Source organism: Streptomyces sp. NPDC002623 (genome assembly GCF_053592635.1).
In genome coordinates this window covers 49,224-65,999 of record NZ_JBSFWB010000021.1, presented here as the reverse complement: position 1 = coordinate 65,999, position 16,776 = coordinate 49,224, and the positions used below count along the sequence as shown (strand labels likewise).

Below are 16,776 nucleotides of genomic sequence, written 5' to 3'. Positions count from 1 at the left end.
ACCGGGCCTGCCCGCTGCTCCACCGGCCGCCCGGCCGCCCGGCCGCTCCACCGCCCCCGCGGCTACTCGACCGCTCGGCCCGTGAGCGCGGTCAGGCTGTTGCGTACGTGGTCCATGTGGGCCTGTACGTCGTCCCAGCGCTCGCCGTGCTCCCGCAGGACCCGTTCCGTCTCCCGCACGGCGTGCTCCTCCCGGGCGCGCGCCTCGGCCAGGATCTCGGCGGCACGCGCGTGTGCGTCCTCCTGGCCCCGGCGGGCCGACTCCTCGGCCTCGGCGAACGTCTGCTTCGCCGCGGACAGCGCCGCCTCGGCCCGGGTCACCGACCGGGCGTGCTGCGCCTCCAGGGCCGCGGCCCGTTCGGCCGCCTCGCGCTCGGCCGCCGTCCACCGCTCGGCATGCTCCTTGTCCTGCTCGGCGAGCATCCCGGTGGTGCGCTGCCGCACCTCGCGCAGGGCGGCCAGCGCCTCGCCGCGATACTCCTTCACCTCGCGGCGGGCGCCGACCCGGACCTCGTCGGCCTCGGCGCGCGCCGCGAGCAGCCGCTGACGGGCGCGTTCCTCGGACTCCGCGCGGAGCGTGTCCGCCTCCTCCTGCGCCTCCCGGCGTACGCCGAGGGCGCACGTCTCTGCCTGCGCGACCTGCTCTCGCGCTTCACCCCGCGTGTTCTCGCGGACGTCCGCCGCCTCCTCCAGCGCGAGCTGAAGAATGCGCCGTGCACGCTCCCCCAGGCAGTCGTACGTCTGCGGCGCGAGCTGTGTCACGACCTCGCGCAACCGCTCGACCTCCGCCTCCATGCGCTTGGCGAGGACGGTGAGCCGGGCGGCCCGCTCCCAGGCGGCGTCCCGATCGGCGCAGAGCGCGGCGGTGTACGCCTCGACCTGTTCGGGCCGGTAGCCGCCGCGGCGAACGGTCACGAACCCCGGCGGTGACACCGATGCGCTGCTCATCCTTGAAAACCCCTCGCCACCAGACGGACACGACATGATGATTTCGCGCATATCTTGATGGATCGGGCGTAAGTGTTCATAACGCGACACTCCGCGTACAGGACACGGTCAACCCGGAACAGGGATCGATCGCCTGCTGATCGCACCCAGAACACAGGACCTGAACACCGAACCTGAACACCAAAGGGGCCGGGCCCGATCTTCCGACCGGGCCCGGCCCCTTCCGCCTGAGCGACCTCCAGCGACCTCAGCTACCTCAACTACTTCAGCGACCGCCCGTCACAGCAGCCCGTCCCACATCTGCTCCAGCAGCACCGACCACCAGCTCTCCGGCGAACCGAGCGCCGCCGGGTCGAGCGAGACCAACTGGGCCTGGAAGTCGACGGTCCAGCGACCCGCCTGCTCCTGGTTCAGACCGAACCGCAGCCGCCACATCCGCCCCAGCAACGCCAGGCAGCGCGCGAACTCCGGCAGCCCCGTGTTCACGAACTGCGGCGGCACGGGCGCACCGCCCGGCCCCGCCTCCACCGGCACGGCGACGATGTTCGCCGTCCCGTACTGCACACAGATCGCCTTGCCGAAGTCACTGCCCATGACGAGGTACGACCCCGCGTCCGAAGCCGGCTGCACACCCCGCTCCGCCGCCAGCTCGGCCAGCGTCGGCACGGCCCGCCCCGGCTGGGCCTGCGCCCAGAAGAACGGCCCCATGTCCGCGGGCAGGCCCGCCATCACCAGCGTGTGCGCCACCACCGGCGGCACACCCTGCCGCGACACCGCCGCCTGCTCGAACCGGAACACCGACGGCCCGAACACCGCGGCCAGCTCCTGCCCGATCGCCTCCGGCGGAACCGGCGGCGCCGACTGCACCTGCGGCAACGGCGCCCGAACCGGCGCCGGACGCGCCGGCCCGTCCGCCACCTGGTGCAACTCGCCCTGGTGCGCCAGCAACTGGTGCATGCCCTGCTGCCGGCTCGCGTGATCCGTGCCGTACGGCGCGATGCTCGTGATCCGCGCCTGCGGCCACTGCTCCCGGATCATCCGCGCACAGTACGCACCCGGCAGCTCACACGACTCCAGCTCCGTGTGCAGCTCCAGCACCTGGTCCGGCGGCACGTTCATCGCCCGCAGCTCGTGGAAGATCTGCCACTCCGGGTGCGGCGTCCCCGGCGCCGAACGCCGGATCAGCTGCTGCTCCGAGCCGTCCTGCGCCCGATAGCGCAACACGGCCTGATAACCCGGGCCGACCGTCGGCAACCCCTGCTGCTGCGGATACCCGTACGCCGGCGGCTGCCCCGGCACGGGCCCACCCGGCGGCGCCATCGCACCCGGCGGCATCGGGGGCTGGGGAGCGCCCGGAGCCATACCGGGAGCACCCGGGAAACCAGGCGCACCGGGAACACCAGGAACACCGGGGGCCTGCGGCGGCGGAGGTGCGCCCGGGCCGCCCGCCGGAGGCCCGGCCAGCATCGTCTGCGCATGGTGGACGGCGCCCTGCGCGCCCCCCGCCGAGCCGTGCACGCCCTGTACGCCTTGCACGCCGGGCGCGCCAGGCCCGCCCGGGGCTCCCGGAACTCCAGGGGCACCCGGCGCGTGAGGTGCACCGGGAGCGCCCGGCATCCCCGGAGCGCCCGGCGCGTGAGGCACACCCGGAGCGCTCGGCGCACCGGGAGCACCCGGCGCACCCGGCGCCTGCGGCCCGCCACCCGTACCCGGTCCACCCGGTCCACCCGGACCGCCCGGACCCATCCGGCCGGGATCGGCGAACATGGTCGCGGCATGGTGAACGCCACCGGGAGGCGTGCCCCCGGGCGGGTTCGGCCCGGCAGGCACACCCGGACCCGCCGGAACGCCAGGCCCGTCAGGCCCCAGGGCCGACACAAGCTGGGTAGGCACGTAACCGCCCGCCGGAGTACCCGGCGCCCCCGGCCCGGAAGGCGGCGGAGGAGGCGTGCCGCCCGGCCGCGCGCCCGGAGTTCCCGGCGCACCCGGCGGAGGCGGCGGCGCGGCCCCTCCCCCTCGGTTACGACGCGGAGGCGGCGCAGCCTTGCTGGTCGCGGCGTCGGCGATGTCACCGGCGTTCGGCGCGAGCGGCCGCGACGGCGCACCCGGACCGGCCGACGGCGCCGAAGCCGCCGCGCCCTGCGGATAGCCGTACGACGCCCCCACCGCACCGGACGGACCGGACGGAACGGACGGAACGGAAGGCGAAGGCGGCGGAGTCGGACTCGGACCCGGACCCGGAACAGGCGGCGGAGTCGGCGTAGGCGTAGGTGTGGGCGGCGGAGTCGCCTGAGGCCGCGCCCCCTGCGGAACGGGCGCACCCGTCCCGTCGAGCACGGGCGCGACCGCGGTCGGCGGAAGCTGGCTGCCGCCGGACATCAGCGCCGTCTTGGCGTCCGGAGCTGCCGTCGGCGGTCCCGACTCGTCGTCGGAGCCGCTCAGCGGCGGCGCGAACACGGTCGCGGGCAGCGGCACGGAACGGTCGTCACCGGAGTCGCCGTTGGTGTCCGTCCCCGCCCACGGAGTCGCCCCCAGCGGCGCAGCGGGAGCGGCCGGCACCCCGCCGTGCGTCTCGGGCAACCCGCTCCGCGGCACCCCGGCCTGCGTCCGAGGCAGCGAAGGATCACCACCGGGCACGCCCCCACCGACGGCGGAACCCACCCCCGAACCAGCACCCGCTCCCGTACCCGCGCCCACTCCCGAACCCGCGCCCACCCTCGGACCGGCTGCACCTGCACCCGCACCCGCACCCGAAGCGGCCGCCCCGTTCCCCGAACCAGCCCCCTGCCGACCCTCGATGCCCAACCTGTCCGCCGCCTCCTGCAACCACTCCGGCGGCGACAACAGGAACGACGTCTGATTCAGATCCACCCGCGCCGCAGGCGCCGGCGCCGCGTCGACAGGGGCGTCCGGACGGCCGTACTCCTCCTCGTACCGGCGGATCACCTCGCCCACCGGCACCGAAGGCCACAGCGTGGCCTCCCCGCTGTCCCGGGCGATCACCAGCCGATGCGCACCGCCGTCCGAACGCGGCCCCTCCGCACGGTCCTCGGCCCACACCACGAACCCGAGCTCGAACTCCCGCACCCGCACCTCACGATGCTGGTACGCCGGCACATCCCCGTTGATCCACTCTTCGGCGCGCTCCTGCGCCTGCGCGAACGTCACCATCGGTCAGCTCACTCCCCCGCGCCCGCGGACGACCCGGACGACACCGGAACGGACCGCGCGAAACCGCCGTCCACCATCAGATTCGCCACCGTCTCCAACTCCGGCGGATTACCCGCCAACCGCGACAGGAAGACGTCGAAATCCTCACCGCACGGCAGCAACAACCGCTCCATACGCTCGGCCGGCGACCAGCCCGGGTCCACATCCCGTACATCGTCGTACGAGCAGAACCACACCGAACCCGCGCGCTCACCGCGCACCTTCACGGCCAGCAACCCGCCCTGCACGAACGCGACGCCCAGATAGTCCTTCGTCAGATGGTCGCGCAGGCACTTGTTCACATACACCAGGTCGTTCACGGCGGCCTCGTCCCGCACCGTGAAGAACGGCTGGTCCACCAGCAGCCCCAGCTCCGCGACCAACGCCGCGCCCACCGGCGCACAACCGCCCGCCGCCTTCACGAACGACCGATACGCACCCGGCAGCCGATACCCGAGGTCCTCCTCGACCCCCTGCACCTGCTGCTCCGTCACCGCCACACCCGACTTCGGCAGCCCGAAATGCGCCGGACGCGTCTCCTGCAACGGCCGCGTCCCACGCTTCGACTGATCCACCACAGCCGTCGACACACCACCGTGATGCCGCAGCAACGCCTTCACCTCGACCGGAACCAGCTCCAGCCGCCGCGAACCCACCACGTGATGCCACGTCCAGCCGTGCGGAGTCGCCACCGCCGGCACCGTGTCCCACAGCTCGTGACCCGTAGCCGCGAGCGCCGCGTTCGCCGACACGTAGTCCGTCAACCGCAGCTCGTCCACGCCGAAACCCTCCGGCGGATCCGCGATCTCCGCGACCGCGCGCGCATACGGCGAGAAAACCGGGTAGCCCCGCTCGTCCACCCGCACACCTCTCGGGTGCCGTGCCGCCCGGACCGGATCCGGGAAATGCACGACCTGCCCGGCATAGGCCGCGTTCGGCGGCGCGGCTTGCTGCCCGAGCCGACTCGTCGTCATGGCGGTTGCCCCCTGCGGCACTCTGTACGGCCCGCAGCGGTCGGTTCCGCTTCCGGTCCCGACCCACCACGCCCGTATCGACTGTCTCCAACAATCTCCAACGCGCGTCAACCGCGCGCCCACGGTGCCGACAGCCTATGCGGTACGACGACGGCGGTCACCGGGCCTCCGGTTCCGTGACCAGCCGTCACCCCGCCGTGACAGCCCGCCCAAACCCGGGCGTGTCGCACCGCCCCAGCTTCCGCACCCGCCACGCGGTTTGGCACCCTGTGACCTCCGGGGGATGCACGGGAGGGGAAAACGATCATGAACGCGACGCAGACGGGGCCACACACCAGCAGGTCCGACGACCTGTACAACGCCCGCCCGGGCGACCACCACGCAGGCGACCACGCCACCGCGGACCACGGCACCGGCCGATCCGGCGACCCCCGCATCGGCTGGTCCGCCGCCGAAGCCACCCACACCCCCACCCTCCGCCACCGCCGCGACGGCATACTGCCCACCGTCGCCGCCGCCCTCTCCGTCCGCGGCGCCACCCTCACCGGCACCGCCGCCCGCGGCGACCAGCCCCCGCCGCTGCACCCCCTCGTCCAGGACTTCCTCGACACCCTCACCAGCGCCCAACGCGACCGCTTCACCGGCCGCTGCGCCGAAGCACTCCTCATCTCCCGCCACATCGCCGCCGCCGACGCCGACCGCAGCAGACGCGCCGCCCGCCGCCCCATGACCAACGGCGAAGCCCGCAAGACCCTCAAACAGGCCAAACTCACCACCCGCCGCATCCGCGAGGACGGCGACCCCCTCCACGGCAGCTTCGCCACCCCCTGCCGCGCCTGCACCGCCCTCAGCGACCACTTCGGCGTCCGCATCGTCGACCCGGCCACGACAACCGCCTGACCCACCCGACGCCAGGCACCCGACGCCCGACGCCCGACACCAGGCACCAGGCACCAGGCACCAGGCACCAGGCACCGAGAACGAGCGCCGAGCACCGAGCACCGAGCACCCACACAAGACACGCAGCACCAGGCACACAGCACGACGAACGAAGGGCAGATGCACCCCGACCGCACCTCCACCACGCGCTTCCCCGTACCCGTCGACGCCGCCCTGCGCGCCGCCGGCTGGCAACCCGGACGCTGGGACATCAAACAAGCCGAGATCTGGGCCGACGCCCTCCGCGAACACACCTCACCCGCCGGCCACCGCCACGCCGTCTTCCCCGCCGCCGTCGAAGCGTGGGCCGAATTCGGCGGACTCACCATCACCCCCACCGGCCCCGGCCGCCAGGTCGCCCCCACCACCGTCCACCTCGACCCCCTCCACGGCCTCCACATGGCCCGCACCCTCGCCGACCTCGGCCGCGCCCTCGACACCGACGTCGCCCCCCTCGGCACCGAGACCGACATCCACTCCCTCCTCGCCGTCGACGCCGAAGGCCGCGTCTACGCCCTCGACCACACCGGCGACTGGTACCTCGGCCCCGACATCGACCAGGCCCTCGGCGCGCTCACCTCCGGCATCGAACCCATACGCCTCACCGCAGGCTGAGCCACCCCACGGGCCCCTCCACTGGCCCCTCCACTGGCCCCTCCACGGGTCCCCGCAGGTCCCTACGCCGGGTCCCGTACAAGCCCCTCCACGGGCCCTACGACGCCGGAATCACCGCCGACACCCGAAAACCCCCCGCCTCCGTCGGCCCCGACACAAACACCCCACCCAACGCCACCACCCGCTCCTTCATCCCCACCAACCCGTTCCCCCCCGACGGCAACCCCGCCGACGACGCCGACCCCACCTCCGCCGGCGGCCCGTTCTCCACCTGCATCGCGATCTCCCCCACCCGATGCGCCAACCGCACATGCGTCTTCGCCCCCGCCGCATGCTTGTGGACGTTCGTCAGCGCCTCCTGCACCACCCGATACGCCGTCTGCTCGATCACCCCCACATACGCCCGCACCTCCCCGTCCACCGACAACTCCACCACCATCCCCGCAGCCGCCGACTGCCCCACCAACTCGTCCAGATCCGCCAGACACGGCCCCTCACCCTCGTCCACCACCACCGCGGCCACCGCCGCCAACGGCACCGAAGCCGCCGCCACCCGCTCCCGCGCACCACCACTGCGCAACACCCCGAGCATCTCCCGCAACTCGGTCAACGCCTGCCGCCCCATGTCCCCCACCAACACCGCATTGCGCACAGCCTTCTCAGGATCCTTCCGCGCAACAGCCTGCAACGCCGCCGCATGCACCACCATCAGACTCACCCGATGCGCGACGACGTCATGCATCTCCCGCGCGATCCGCGTCCGCTCCTCGTTGCGCGCCCACTCCGCCCGCTCCTCCGCCCGCTCCGCGAGCAACTGCAACTCCCGCTCCAGACTGTCCGCCCGCTCCCGCAGACTCTCCATGAGCCGCCGCCGGGCGCCGACATACATCCCGAGCAGCAACGGAGGCGCGGTCAGCCCCAACGACGTCGTGATCGCGGCGAACGGAACGAACCAGTCCCCCAGGGTCAAAGTCCCCCGGTTCATGCTCTGCCGCACCTGCACGAACGTCACGATCAACGTCCCCACCAGCTGCATCCCCGCCAGCGACGCGATGATCCGCCGCGGCAGCTCGGACGCCGCCAGCGTGTACAGCCCGACGATGCCCATCAGGAACCCCATCTGGGCCGGCGTGATCGCGATCGCCACCAGTACCACAGCGATGGGCCACTGCCGCCGCACCACCAACACGGAACCGGCGACCAAACCGAACACGACCCCCGCCGCCACCGGCACCCCGGCGTCCCGCGCGAACTCGACCCCCTCCACCGCACACTCCACGGCGGACACGAGCCCCAGACTCCAGTCGAACGCCGCGCTGCGCCACCTGGCCCACCACAGCGGCCCTCCCCGGGCCGCGGTGTCCTCTTCCCCCGTCGTGGTCATGCCTCCAGCCTACGGGCGCGAGCCCCGCCTTTTCCGGCGACTTTCACCGACCGAATCCCACCGATATCACTCGAACTGGTGAACAGGGACCGTTCGAGCCCGGAACCAAGCATTCCGCCCGGACGGTATGCGTATGACACATGCATCCGGCAAGTACGAGAACTTCGAGGCACTACGAGAGCAAGCGGTCGCACTGCGACGGGCGGGCTTGAGCCTTCGGCAAATCCGGGACGAGCTTCAGGTCCACAACAAGGAGACCCTGCAGCGCCTCGTCGAGGGCGAGCCACCCCCGGAATGGACGAAACGCCCACGAGCGAAGGACGACCTCCGCGAGAGGGCGCGGGAGCTACGCCAGCAGGGCTGGACGTACAACCAGATCCAGGCGGAACTGGGGTGCTCGAAGAGTTCGGTGTCGCTCTGGGTGCGGGACCTACCGCACCCGGAGCCCAAGTGCACGCCGGAAGAACAACGAGAGCGCATGAACGCGGGACTTGCGCGACTTCGAGCCTCTCGCGAGCAAGAACGCGAGGCTACGAAGTGGGAGGCGGCGGCAGCCATCGGGACGCTCTCGGATCGCGAACTGTTCCTCACCGGCGTTGCTCTCTACTGGGCAGAGGGCACCAAGGACAAACCGCACGCTCGCCGCGAGAGTGTGGAGTTCGTCAACAGCGACCCCGGAATGATCACTGTCTTCCTCGCCTGGCTGGACCTTCTCGAGGTAAGCCGGGACCGACTCCACTGCCGCGTCATGATTCACGAGTCCGCGGACGTCGCCGCGGCCGAGCGCTACTGGTCCGGCCTCGTCGGCATCGACAGGTCAGCCATGGGCAAGACCATCCTCAAGAAGCACAACCCGACAACCGTGCGCAAGAACACGGGAGACAACTACAAAGGGTGTCTCGGCATCAAAGTGCGGCGAGGAGCCGATCTGTACCGTCGCATTGAGGGGGCCTGGTACGGCATAGTAGGGGCTGTCCGTCCGGACGACCTATCGAACCGGACATAAGGGCGATCCCGGGTCGTCTAAGGGCAGGACAGCGTCTTTTGGTGTCGCTTATGGAGGTTCGAATCCTTCCCCGGGAGCCCAAGTGAAGGTGGGCCCTGACAGCACTGTCAGGGCCCGCTCTCATGTCGCCCAAGAAACGCCCCGGTATCCTTCGGATGTCCCCACCTCTCCACAGCCGAAGGGCAACTTCCGTGAGCGCCAATCGCCCGGCAGCCGTCGTCGTACTCGCAGCGGGTGAGGGAACCCGTATGAAGTCGGCCATACCGAAGGTCCTGCATGAGATCTCCGGCCGCTCCCTCGTGGGTCATGTGCTGGCCGCCGCCGGCGAGTTGGACCCCGAGAACCTGGTCGTCGTCGTCGGGCACGCGCGGGAGAAGGTCACCGCGCATCTGAACGAGATCGACCCGCAGGTACGCACCGCCGTGCAGGCGGAGCAGAACGGCACCGGGCACGCCGTCCGGATGGGGCTGGAGGCGCTCGGCGGGAGCGTGGACGGGACCGTGGTCGTCGTGTGCGGCGACACCCCCCTCCTCACCGGTGCGACCCTCGCGCAGCTCGCCGCCACTCACCAGGGCGACGGGAACGCGGTCACCGTGCTGACCGCCGAGGTGCCGGACGCGACCGGGTACGGCCGGATCGTGCGGGACGGGGCGAGCGGCGCCGTGACGGGCATCGTCGAGCACAAGGACGCGACCGAGGCGGAGCGGGCGATCCGGGAGATCAACTCCGGGGTGTTCGCGTTCGACGGGCTGCTGCTGGCGGACGCGTTGAAGAAGGTGCGGACGGACAACAGCCAGGGTGAGGAGTACCTCACGGACGTGCTCGGCATCCTGCGTGAGGCCGGTCACCGGGTGGGCGCCTCGGTGGCTGCGGATCACCGTGAGATCGCCGGTATCAACAACCGTGTGCAGCTCAGTGAGGCTCGTCGGATTCTCAATGACCGGCTGCTGACGGCCGCCATGCTGTCGGGTGTGACGGTGATCGACCCGGCGACGACCTGGGTGGACGTGACGGTCACGTTCGAGCAGGACGCCGTCGTGCACCCGGGCACGCAGTTGCACGGCTCCACGCACCTCGGGGAGGGTGCGGAGGTGGGTCCGAACAGTCGGCTGAAGGACACGAAGGTCGGTGCGGGGGCCCGGGTCGACAACACGGTTTCGGACAGTGCGCTGATCGGTGCGAACGCGACGGTCGGCCCGTATGCGTATCTGCGTCCCGGTACGCGGCTGGGTGCGAAGGGCAAGATCGGCACGTACGTGGAGACGAAGAACGCCGCCATCGGCGAGGGCACGAAGGTGCCGCATCTCTCGTATGTCGGTGACGCGACGATCGGTGAGTACACCAACATCGGTGCGGCGAGCGTGTTCGTGAACTACGACGGTCAGGACAAGCACCACACGACTGTGGGGTCGCACTGCCGGACCGGTTCGGACAACATGTTTGTGGCTCCTGTCACGGTCGGGGACGGCGCGTACACCGCCGCCGGGTCCGTGATCACGAAGGATGTGCCGCCCGGTTCGCTGGCCGTGGCCCGTGGTCAGCAGCGGAATATCGAGGGCTGGGTGGCTCGTAAGCGTCCGGGCAGTGCGGCGGCGAAGGCTGCCGAGACGGCCTCCGGCCAGGCGGAAAGCGAAGGCTGACCGAAAACAGGTGCGGCAAAGACGGCGTACCGTGATAAGTGCACACCCGCACCCCACCAGCTGAGACGGCTCTGTCGCGCCCAGCGGCGAGCGGTCGCTCGACACCCAGCTGAGACACCCTCTGAGGAGACAGTGCTGTGACCGGGATCAAGACGACCGGCGAGAAGAAGATGATGTTCTTCTCCGGCCGCGCCCACCCCGAGCTTGCCGAGGAGGTCGCCCACCAGCTGGGTGTCGGGGTCGTCCCGACGAAGGCCTTCGACTTCGCCAATGGTGAGATCTACGTCCGTTACCAGGAGTCGGCGCGTGGTGCCGACTGCTTCGTGATCCAGAGCCACACGGCTCCGATCAATCAGTGGATCATGGAGCAGTTGATCATGATCGATGCGCTGAAGCGGGCGTCGGCTCGTTCGATCACGGTGATCGTGCCGTTCTACGGTTATGCGCGGCAGGACAAGAAGCACCGTGGTCGTGAGCCGATCTCGGCGCGGCTGATCGCGGATCTGATGAAGACGGCGGGTGCGCACCGGATCCTGACCGTGGATCTGCACACGGACCAGATCCAGGGTTTCTTCGACGGTCCGGTGGATCATCTGTTCGCGCTGCCGCTGCTGGCGGACTACGTGGGTGCGAAGGTGGACCGGTCGAAGCTGACGGTGGTCTCGCCGGACGCCGGCCGGGTGCGGGTCGCGGACCGTTGGTGCGACCGGCTGGGTGCGCCGCTGGCGATCGTGCACAAGCGGCGTGACAAGGACGTGGCGAACCAGGTGACGGTCCACGAGGTCGTGGGCGAGGTCAAGGGTCGGGTCTGTGTCCTGGTGGACGACATGATCGACACGGGTGGCACGATCTGTGCCGCTGCCGACGCGTTGTTCGCGCACGGTGCGGAGGATGTCATCGTGACGGCGACGCACGGTGTGCTGTCGGGTCCGGCGGCGGACCGGCTGAAGGCGTCCCGGGTGAGTGAGTTCGTGTTCACGAACACGTTGCCGACGCCGGGTGAGCTGGAGGTGGACAAGATCACGGTGTTGTCGATCGCGCCGACGATCGCGAACGCGGTGCGTGAGGTGTTCGAGGACGGTTCGGTGACGAGCCTGTTCGACGAGCAGTGAGCCGACGAGCGGTGAGTCGACGAGCGGTGAGTCGGCCGGCGTCGAGCCAACGGGTGTCGACTCGGCGTTAGCGTTTCTGCTTGATCGATTTTTCTGCGGCCTCTCTTGCCTAGTAGACTCCTGGAGTTGCTCGGCGAGGGAGGCCGTTTCCGTTTCTGGAAGCGGTTGTCCGTTATCGACGCGCTCTTCGTAGCAGGCCGATGGTTTGGCCGGGTGACCACCTTTCCCCCGTTCTACGAGGAGTGAACATGGCCGAGGTCAAGCTCGCCGCCGAGACCCGTACCGAGTTCGGCAAGGGCGCTGCCCGCCGTATCCGCCGTGACAGCAAGGTTCCCGCCGTGGTGTACGGCCACGGTGTCGACCCGCTGCACATCACGCTGCCGGGTCACGAGCTGCAGCTCGCCCTGCGTACCCCGAACGTCCTGCTGAGCCTGGAGATCGAGGGCAAGTCCCAGCTGGCGATCCCGAAGGCCGTGCAGCGTGACGCGATCAAGGGCTTCCTGGACCACGTCGACCTCCTCCTCGTGAAGCGTGGCGAGAAGGTCAACGTCGAGGTCTACGTCCACACCGAGGGCGAGCTGGCCCCGGGTGCCTTCCTGCTCGAGCACGTGCTGAGCACGCTGACGGTCGAGGCCGAGGCCACCCACATCCCCGAGTCGGTCACCGTCTCGATCGCGGGCCTGGAGGCCGGCGCCGCCATCCTCGCCAAGGACATCCCGCTGCCCGAGGGCACCACGCTGGCGATCGACGAGGACGCGGTCGTGCTGCAGGTTCTGGCCGCTCAGGCGGAGGAGGCTCCGGCCGAGTCCGAGGCCGAGACCACCGAGGCCTGATTCCCCGGCACCTCACCCAACGGCCGCCGCTTCCTCCGGGAGGCGGCGGCCTGCGTGCAGTCAAGGAGATGTGGACGTGACGACCGATGCCAACGAGCCCTGGCTGATCGTGGGCCTGGGCAATCCCGGCCCCGAGTACGCCATGAACCGGCACAACGTCGGTTTCATGGTGGCGGATCTGCTGGCGGAGCGGATGGGTGGGAGGTTCAAGCGGGCGGGGAAGGCTCAGGCGCAGGTCGTCGAGGGTCGGATCGGTCCGCCGGGGGTGGGGAGCCGGCGGGTGGTGCTGGCGAAGCCGATGTCGTTCATGAACCTGTCGGGCGGTCCGGTGAACGCGTTGCGGGAGTTCTACAAGGTGCCGTTGGCGAACATCGTGGCGGTGCACGATGAGCTGGACATCGACTACGGGGTGCTGCGGCTGAAGCTGGGCGGCGGGGACAACGGGCACAACGGTCTGAAGTCGATGACGAAGGCGATGGGTGCGGAGTACCACCGGGTGCGGTTCGGGATCGGGCGGCCGCCGGGGCGGATGCAGGTGGCGGATTTCGTGCTGAAGGACTTCGCCGCAGCGGAGCGCAAGGAGCTGGACTACTTCGTGGACCGGGCGGCCGACGGGGCGGAGGCGTTGGTGCTGGAGGGGCTGGAGCGGGCGCAAAGCACCTACAACTCCTGACTTATCCGGCGGGGAGCCTCGCTGAGGTTGACGGGTCGTTCGGGCATGGCCAATGATCCCGGCCATGCCTGCCACAGCTGTCCGTTCCCACCGCCGCCGGGGGAGGACCTCCCGGAAGGGTTCCGTCGTCGCGTTGCGTTATGGGCGGCTTGCGGCGATGGGTGTGCTCGCGGTGCTGATTCTGGTCGCGGGGGTGTGGGGTTCCTGGGGCGCGGCGCAGCACGTGATGCTGACGAAGGGGCGGGAGCAGGGCACGGTCGAGGTGACGCGGTGCGGTGCGCAGATGTGTACGGGGCCGTATGCGCCGTTGTCGGCGGGTTCGACGCCTCGCGCGCGTGTGGAGATCGAGAAGTCGGTGGCGGTGCGGAAGGGGCGGACGTACACGGTGGTGTTGAAGCCGGGCGGGGCCGAGGCGGTGCGGTCGGGTCCGGCGGGGGTGCTGTATGCGTGGGTGCCGTTCGGTGGGGCGTTGTTGTTGGCGTCGGTGGTGGTGGCGGGCGGTCTGGGTCGGGTGCGGGTGGGGTGGGTGCTGGCGGGGTCCGGGGTTGCGTTGTTGACGGCGGCGTTCGTGACGATCTGAGGCCGACGACGGCGAAGGGCGCCTCCGAGTTCATTCGAGCTCGGGGGCGCCCTTTGTCGTATGTGCAGGGCCGTATGTGCAGGTCAGCCGGTGTTGCGCAGGCCTGCTGCCACGCCGTTGACGGTGAGGAGGAGGGCGCGGGCGAGGAGGGGGTCGGGTTCGGCGCCGGCGGCGGCTGCGTCGCGCTGGCGCTTGAGGAGGGTGACCTGGAGGTAGGAGATGGGGTCGAGGTAGGCGTCGCGGATGGTGAAGGTCTGCTTGAGGACGGGGGTGGCGTCGAGCAGTTCGCTCTCGCCGGTGACCTTGAGGACTTCGGTGACGGTGAGGGCGTGTTCGGCCTTGATGCGGTCGAAGACGTGCTTCAGGTCGTCGGGGACCAGGGAGTCGACGTAGTGCTGGGCGATCCGCAGGTCCGTCTTGGCGAGGGTCATCTCGACGTTGGAGATGAAGTTGCGGAAGAAGTGCCACTGGCCGTGCATCTCGTCGAGGACGGTGTCGAGGCCGGCTTCGCGCAGTGCCCTGAGGCCGGAGCCGACGCCGTACCAGCCGGGGACGATCTGGCGGGACTGGGTCCAGCCGAAGACCCAGGGGATGGCGCGCAGGCCGTCGAGGGAGACGCCCGAGCCGGGGCGGCGGGAGGGCCGCGAGCCCAGGTGCAGGTCGGCGAGCTGGTCGACCGGCGTGGAGGCGAGGAAGTACGTCGGCAGGTCGGGGTCCTCGACGAGTTCGCGGTAGGCCGCGTGGGCCGCGTCCGAGACGACGTCCATGGCGGCGTCCCAGCGGGCGAGGGCTTCGTCGGACTGGCGGGGTGCGGTGTGCAGGGCGGAGGCCTGGAGGGTGGCGGCGACGGTGAGTTCCAGGTTTTCCCTGGCCAGGGAGGGGATGAGGTACTTGTCGGAGATGACCTCGCCCTGTTCGGTGACCTTGATCTCGCCTTCCAGGGTGCCCCAGGGCTGGGCGAGGATGGCGTCGTGGGAGGGGCCGCCGCCGCGGCCGACGGTGCCGCCGCGGCCGTGGAAGAGGCGCAGGCGGACGCCGTAGCGGTGGGCGACGTCGCGCAGGCGGCGCTGGGCGCGGTGGATCTCCCACTGGCTGGTGGTGATGCCGCCGAACTTGGAGGAGTCGGAGTAGCCGAGCATGACTTCCTGGACGTCGCCGCGCAGCGCTACGAGGCGCCGGTAGGACGGGTCGGAGAGCATGTCCTCGAGGATGGTGTCGGCGGCCTTGAGCTCGTCGGTGGTCTCCAGGAGGGGGACGATGCCGATCTTGGCCCAGCCGGCGTGGAGGTCGACGAGTCCGGCTTCGCGGGCGAGGACGGCTGCGGCGAAGACGTCGTCGGCGCCCTGGCACATCGAGATGATGTACGACTCGATGACCTCGGGTCCGAAGACGGCGAGGGCGCGCTTGATCGTGCCGAACACGCCGAGGGTCTTTTCGCCGGCTGCGTCGACGGGTGCCGGGGTGGGGGCGAGGGGCCTGCGTGAGCGGAGTTCCTTGGCGAGCAGCTTGGTCCGGTAGTCGCGGGGCATGTCCGCGTATCGCCAGGACTCCTCGCCGAGGCGGTCGAACAGTTGACCGAGGGCGTGGTGGTGGGCGTCGGCGTGTTCGCGGACGTCCATGGTGGCGAGCTGGAGGCCGAAGGCGGCGAGGGTGCGCAGGGTGCGGTTCATCCGGCCGTCGGCGAAGAGGCCGCCGCGGTGTTCGCGCAGGGAGGTCTGGATGAGCGTGAGGTCGGCCAGCAGCTGGCTCGTGCCGAGGTAGTCGCGGCCGGGCTCGTGGGGGGTGCCCTTGGCGAGGCGCTGCTTGGTGTTCTCGAGCTTCTGCCGGATGCAGGTGGCCTTGAGCCGGTAGGGCTCTTCGGCGTTGAGGCGCTTGTAGCGGGGGCTGATCTCGGGCAGTCGTTCGAGGTCGCTCTTCAACGACTCGAGGAGTTCCTCGGTGGCGCCGGTGTAGCGGATGGAGTTCGACAGGAACCCGCGCAGTTCGTCGATGGTCTCCAGGGCGTCGTTGATGCCGTGTTCGTGCTGGAGGATGAGGACGTCCCAGGTCACCTGGGGGGTGACGTTGGGGTTGCCGTCGCGGTCGCCGCCGATCCAGGTGCCGAAGGTGAGGGGGCGGGTGTCCTCGGGGAGCTTCACGCCGACGCGCTCGAGTTCGGCGGTGAGGTCCTCCAGGACGTCTCCGACGGCGCCCGCGTGGAGTTCGTCGAGGTAGTAGATGGCGTTGCGGGCCTCGTCGGCGGGTTCGGGACGCACTACGCGGAGTTCGTCCGTCTGCCATACGAGGTCGATGTTCTCCGCCAGGCGGGTGTCGTAGCGGCGGCGGTCGGACGCGATGACCGGGGTCTCCAGGAGCGCGGCGATGCGCCGGAGCTTGTTGAGTACCGACCGGCGTGCGGCTTCGGTGGGGTGCGCGGTGAACACGGGGCGGACGTTGAGGTGGCGGACCGTCTGCTGGACGTGTTCGGGGTCGGCGTCCTTGAGGCGGTCGGCGGTGCGGGCGAGGAGGCCGCCTTCGGCGGCGCGGCGCTCGCGCAGTTCGCGGCCGCGGTGGACCTGTTCGGTGACGTTGGCCAGGTGGAAGTAGGTGGAGAAGGCGCGGACCAGCTTGGCCGCGGTCTCCAGTTCGATGCCGCGCAGCAGTTCGGCGGCGGCTTCGCCGTCCTCTCGGGTGAGGCGGCGGACCTTCTCGACGAGGTCGAGGAGTTCGGGGCCTTCCTGCCGGACCAGGGTCTCGCCCAGAAGGTCACCCAGTCGGCGGATGTCGGCGCGCAGCTCCGGGCTGGTCGTCGTGGTGGCCTGGCCATGGTCGTCGGCACTGCTCACAGGTGCGGCTCCTTGCAGTGTTGAAGCTCGTCCGGGAG

13 protein-coding genes and 1 tRNA gene are annotated in these 16,776 nt (G+C 70.4%); 9 read left to right on the top strand and 5 right to left on the bottom strand.

From position 1 onward, the window contains the following. Window positions 1-62 precede the first annotated feature (62 nt). The 3 genes from ACWD4O_RS32185 to ACWD4O_RS32175 all read right to left on the bottom strand — a co-directional run bounded on the left by ACWD4O_RS32185 (window position 63) and on the right by ACWD4O_RS32175 (window position 5,131). Window positions 63-947, bottom strand: a complete 885-nt coding sequence (locus tag ACWD4O_RS32185) for a cellulose-binding protein (protein ID WP_451285283.1) — start codon at window positions 945-947, stop codon at window positions 63-65. A gap of 279 nt (window positions 948-1,226) precedes the next feature. Beyond that, the gene (locus ACWD4O_RS32180; protein WP_451285281.1) at window positions 1,227-4,118 is read right to left on the bottom strand and encodes an SUKH-4 family immunity protein; all 2,892 of its coding nucleotides are present in this window, start codon (window positions 4,116-4,118) and stop codon (window positions 1,227-1,229) included. A gap of 8 nt (window positions 4,119-4,126) precedes the next feature. Beyond that, on the bottom strand, window positions 4,127-5,131 hold the full coding sequence (locus tag ACWD4O_RS32175; protein ID WP_451285279.1) for an SMI1/KNR4 family protein: 1,005 nt from the start codon (window positions 5,129-5,131) through the stop codon (window positions 4,127-4,129). 306 nt (window positions 5,132-5,437) lie between these two features. On the opposite strand from ACWD4O_RS32175, the gene ACWD4O_RS32170 reads away from it, so the two are divergent. Together ACWD4O_RS32170 and ACWD4O_RS32165 are read left to right on the top strand one after the other, a co-directional pair. Beyond that, window positions 5,438-6,031, top strand: coding sequence for a YwqJ-related putative deaminase (locus tag ACWD4O_RS32170; protein WP_451285277.1), 594 nt, complete (start codon window positions 5,438-5,440; stop codon window positions 6,029-6,031). A 159-nt stretch (window positions 6,032-6,190) separates the two neighbouring features. Next, window positions 6,191-6,685, top strand: coding sequence for an SUKH-3 domain-containing protein (locus tag ACWD4O_RS32165; RefSeq protein WP_451285275.1), 495 nt, complete (start codon window positions 6,191-6,193; stop codon window positions 6,683-6,685). A 97-nt stretch (window positions 6,686-6,782) separates the two neighbouring features. Here ACWD4O_RS32165 and ACWD4O_RS32160 read toward each other — a convergent pair whose 3' ends face one another. Continuing rightward, window positions 6,783-8,069 (bottom strand): sensor histidine kinase, encoded by a 1,287-nt coding sequence (locus ACWD4O_RS32160; RefSeq protein WP_451285273.1) that lies wholly within the window; start codon window positions 8,067-8,069, stop codon window positions 6,783-6,785. Window positions 8,070-8,202: 133 nt separating this feature from the next. Between ACWD4O_RS32160 and ACWD4O_RS32155 the strand changes: the two genes are divergently transcribed. The 7 genes from ACWD4O_RS32155 (at window position 8,203) to ACWD4O_RS32125 (ending at window position 13,913) form a co-directional block, all read left to right on the top strand. Further along, on the top strand, window positions 8,203-9,075 hold the full coding sequence (locus tag ACWD4O_RS32155) for a hypothetical protein (protein WP_451285272.1): 873 nt from the start codon (window positions 8,203-8,205) through the stop codon (window positions 9,073-9,075). A 6-nt stretch (window positions 9,076-9,081) separates the two neighbouring features. Then, window positions 9,082-9,152 (top strand) — tRNA-Gln (locus tag ACWD4O_RS32150). 114 nt (window positions 9,153-9,266) lie between these two features. Then, on the top strand, window positions 9,267-10,715 hold the full coding sequence (gene glmU / locus ACWD4O_RS32145) for a bifunctional UDP-N-acetylglucosamine diphosphorylase/glucosamine-1-phosphate N-acetyltransferase GlmU (protein ID WP_451285270.1): 1,449 nt from the start codon (window positions 9,267-9,269) through the stop codon (window positions 10,713-10,715). 137 nt (window positions 10,716-10,852) lie between these two features. Beyond that, the gene (locus tag ACWD4O_RS32140; protein WP_351919439.1) at window positions 10,853-11,827 is read left to right on the top strand and encodes a ribose-phosphate diphosphokinase; all 975 of its coding nucleotides are present in this window, start codon (window positions 10,853-10,855) and stop codon (window positions 11,825-11,827) included. 248 nt (window positions 11,828-12,075) lie between these two features. Further along, window positions 12,076-12,660, top strand: coding sequence for a 50S ribosomal protein L25/general stress protein Ctc (locus ACWD4O_RS32135; RefSeq protein WP_450949700.1), 585 nt, complete (start codon window positions 12,076-12,078; stop codon window positions 12,658-12,660). Window positions 12,661-12,730: 70 nt separating this feature from the next. Further along, window positions 12,731-13,333 (top strand): aminoacyl-tRNA hydrolase, encoded by a 603-nt coding sequence (gene pth / locus ACWD4O_RS32130; RefSeq protein ID WP_451285268.1) that lies wholly within the window; start codon window positions 12,731-12,733, stop codon window positions 13,331-13,333. Window positions 13,334-13,385: 52 nt separating this feature from the next. Then, window positions 13,386-13,913 carry a hypothetical protein gene (locus ACWD4O_RS32125; protein WP_451285266.1) on the top strand — a complete coding sequence of 176 codons (528 nt, stop codon included), beginning with the start codon at window positions 13,386-13,388 and terminating at the stop codon, window positions 13,911-13,913. Between the two features lie 83 nt (window positions 13,914-13,996). On the opposite strand, the gene ppc is transcribed toward ACWD4O_RS32125, so the two are convergent. Continuing rightward, the gene (ppc, locus tag ACWD4O_RS32120; RefSeq protein ID WP_451285264.1) at window positions 13,997-16,738 is read right to left on the bottom strand and encodes a phosphoenolpyruvate carboxylase; all 2,742 of its coding nucleotides are present in this window, start codon (window positions 16,736-16,738) and stop codon (window positions 13,997-13,999) included. Window positions 16,739-16,776 lie beyond the last annotated feature (38 nt).

Bases quoted from the DNA above. Each gene is read 5' to 3' on its own strand.
- ACWD4O_RS32185 (WP_451285283.1), bottom strand. From the start codon at position 947: ATGAGCAGCGCATCGGTGTCACCGCCGGGGTTCGTGACCGTTCGCCGC.
- ACWD4O_RS32180 (WP_451285281.1), bottom strand. From the start codon at position 4,118: ATGGTGACGTTCGCGCAGGCGCAGGAGCGCGCCGAAGAGTGGATCAAC.
- ACWD4O_RS32175 (WP_451285279.1), bottom strand. From the start codon at position 5,131: ATGACGACGAGTCGGCTCGGGCAGCAAGCCGCGCCGCCGAACGCGGCC.
- ACWD4O_RS32170 (WP_451285277.1), top strand. From the start codon at position 5,438: ATGAACGCGACGCAGACGGGGCCACACACCAGCAGGTCCGACGACCTG.
- ACWD4O_RS32165 (WP_451285275.1), top strand. From the start codon at position 6,191: ATGCACCCCGACCGCACCTCCACCACGCGCTTCCCCGTACCCGTCGAC.
- ACWD4O_RS32160 (WP_451285273.1), bottom strand. From the start codon at position 8,069: ATGACCACGACGGGGGAAGAGGACACCGCGGCCCGGGGAGGGCCGCTG.
- ACWD4O_RS32155 (WP_451285272.1), top strand. From the start codon at position 8,203: ATGACACATGCATCCGGCAAGTACGAGAACTTCGAGGCACTACGAGAG.
- ACWD4O_RS32135 (WP_450949700.1), top strand. From the start codon at position 12,076: ATGGCCGAGGTCAAGCTCGCCGCCGAGACCCGTACCGAGTTCGGCAAG.
- ACWD4O_RS32125 (WP_451285266.1), top strand. From the start codon at position 13,386: ATGATCCCGGCCATGCCTGCCACAGCTGTCCGTTCCCACCGCCGCCGG.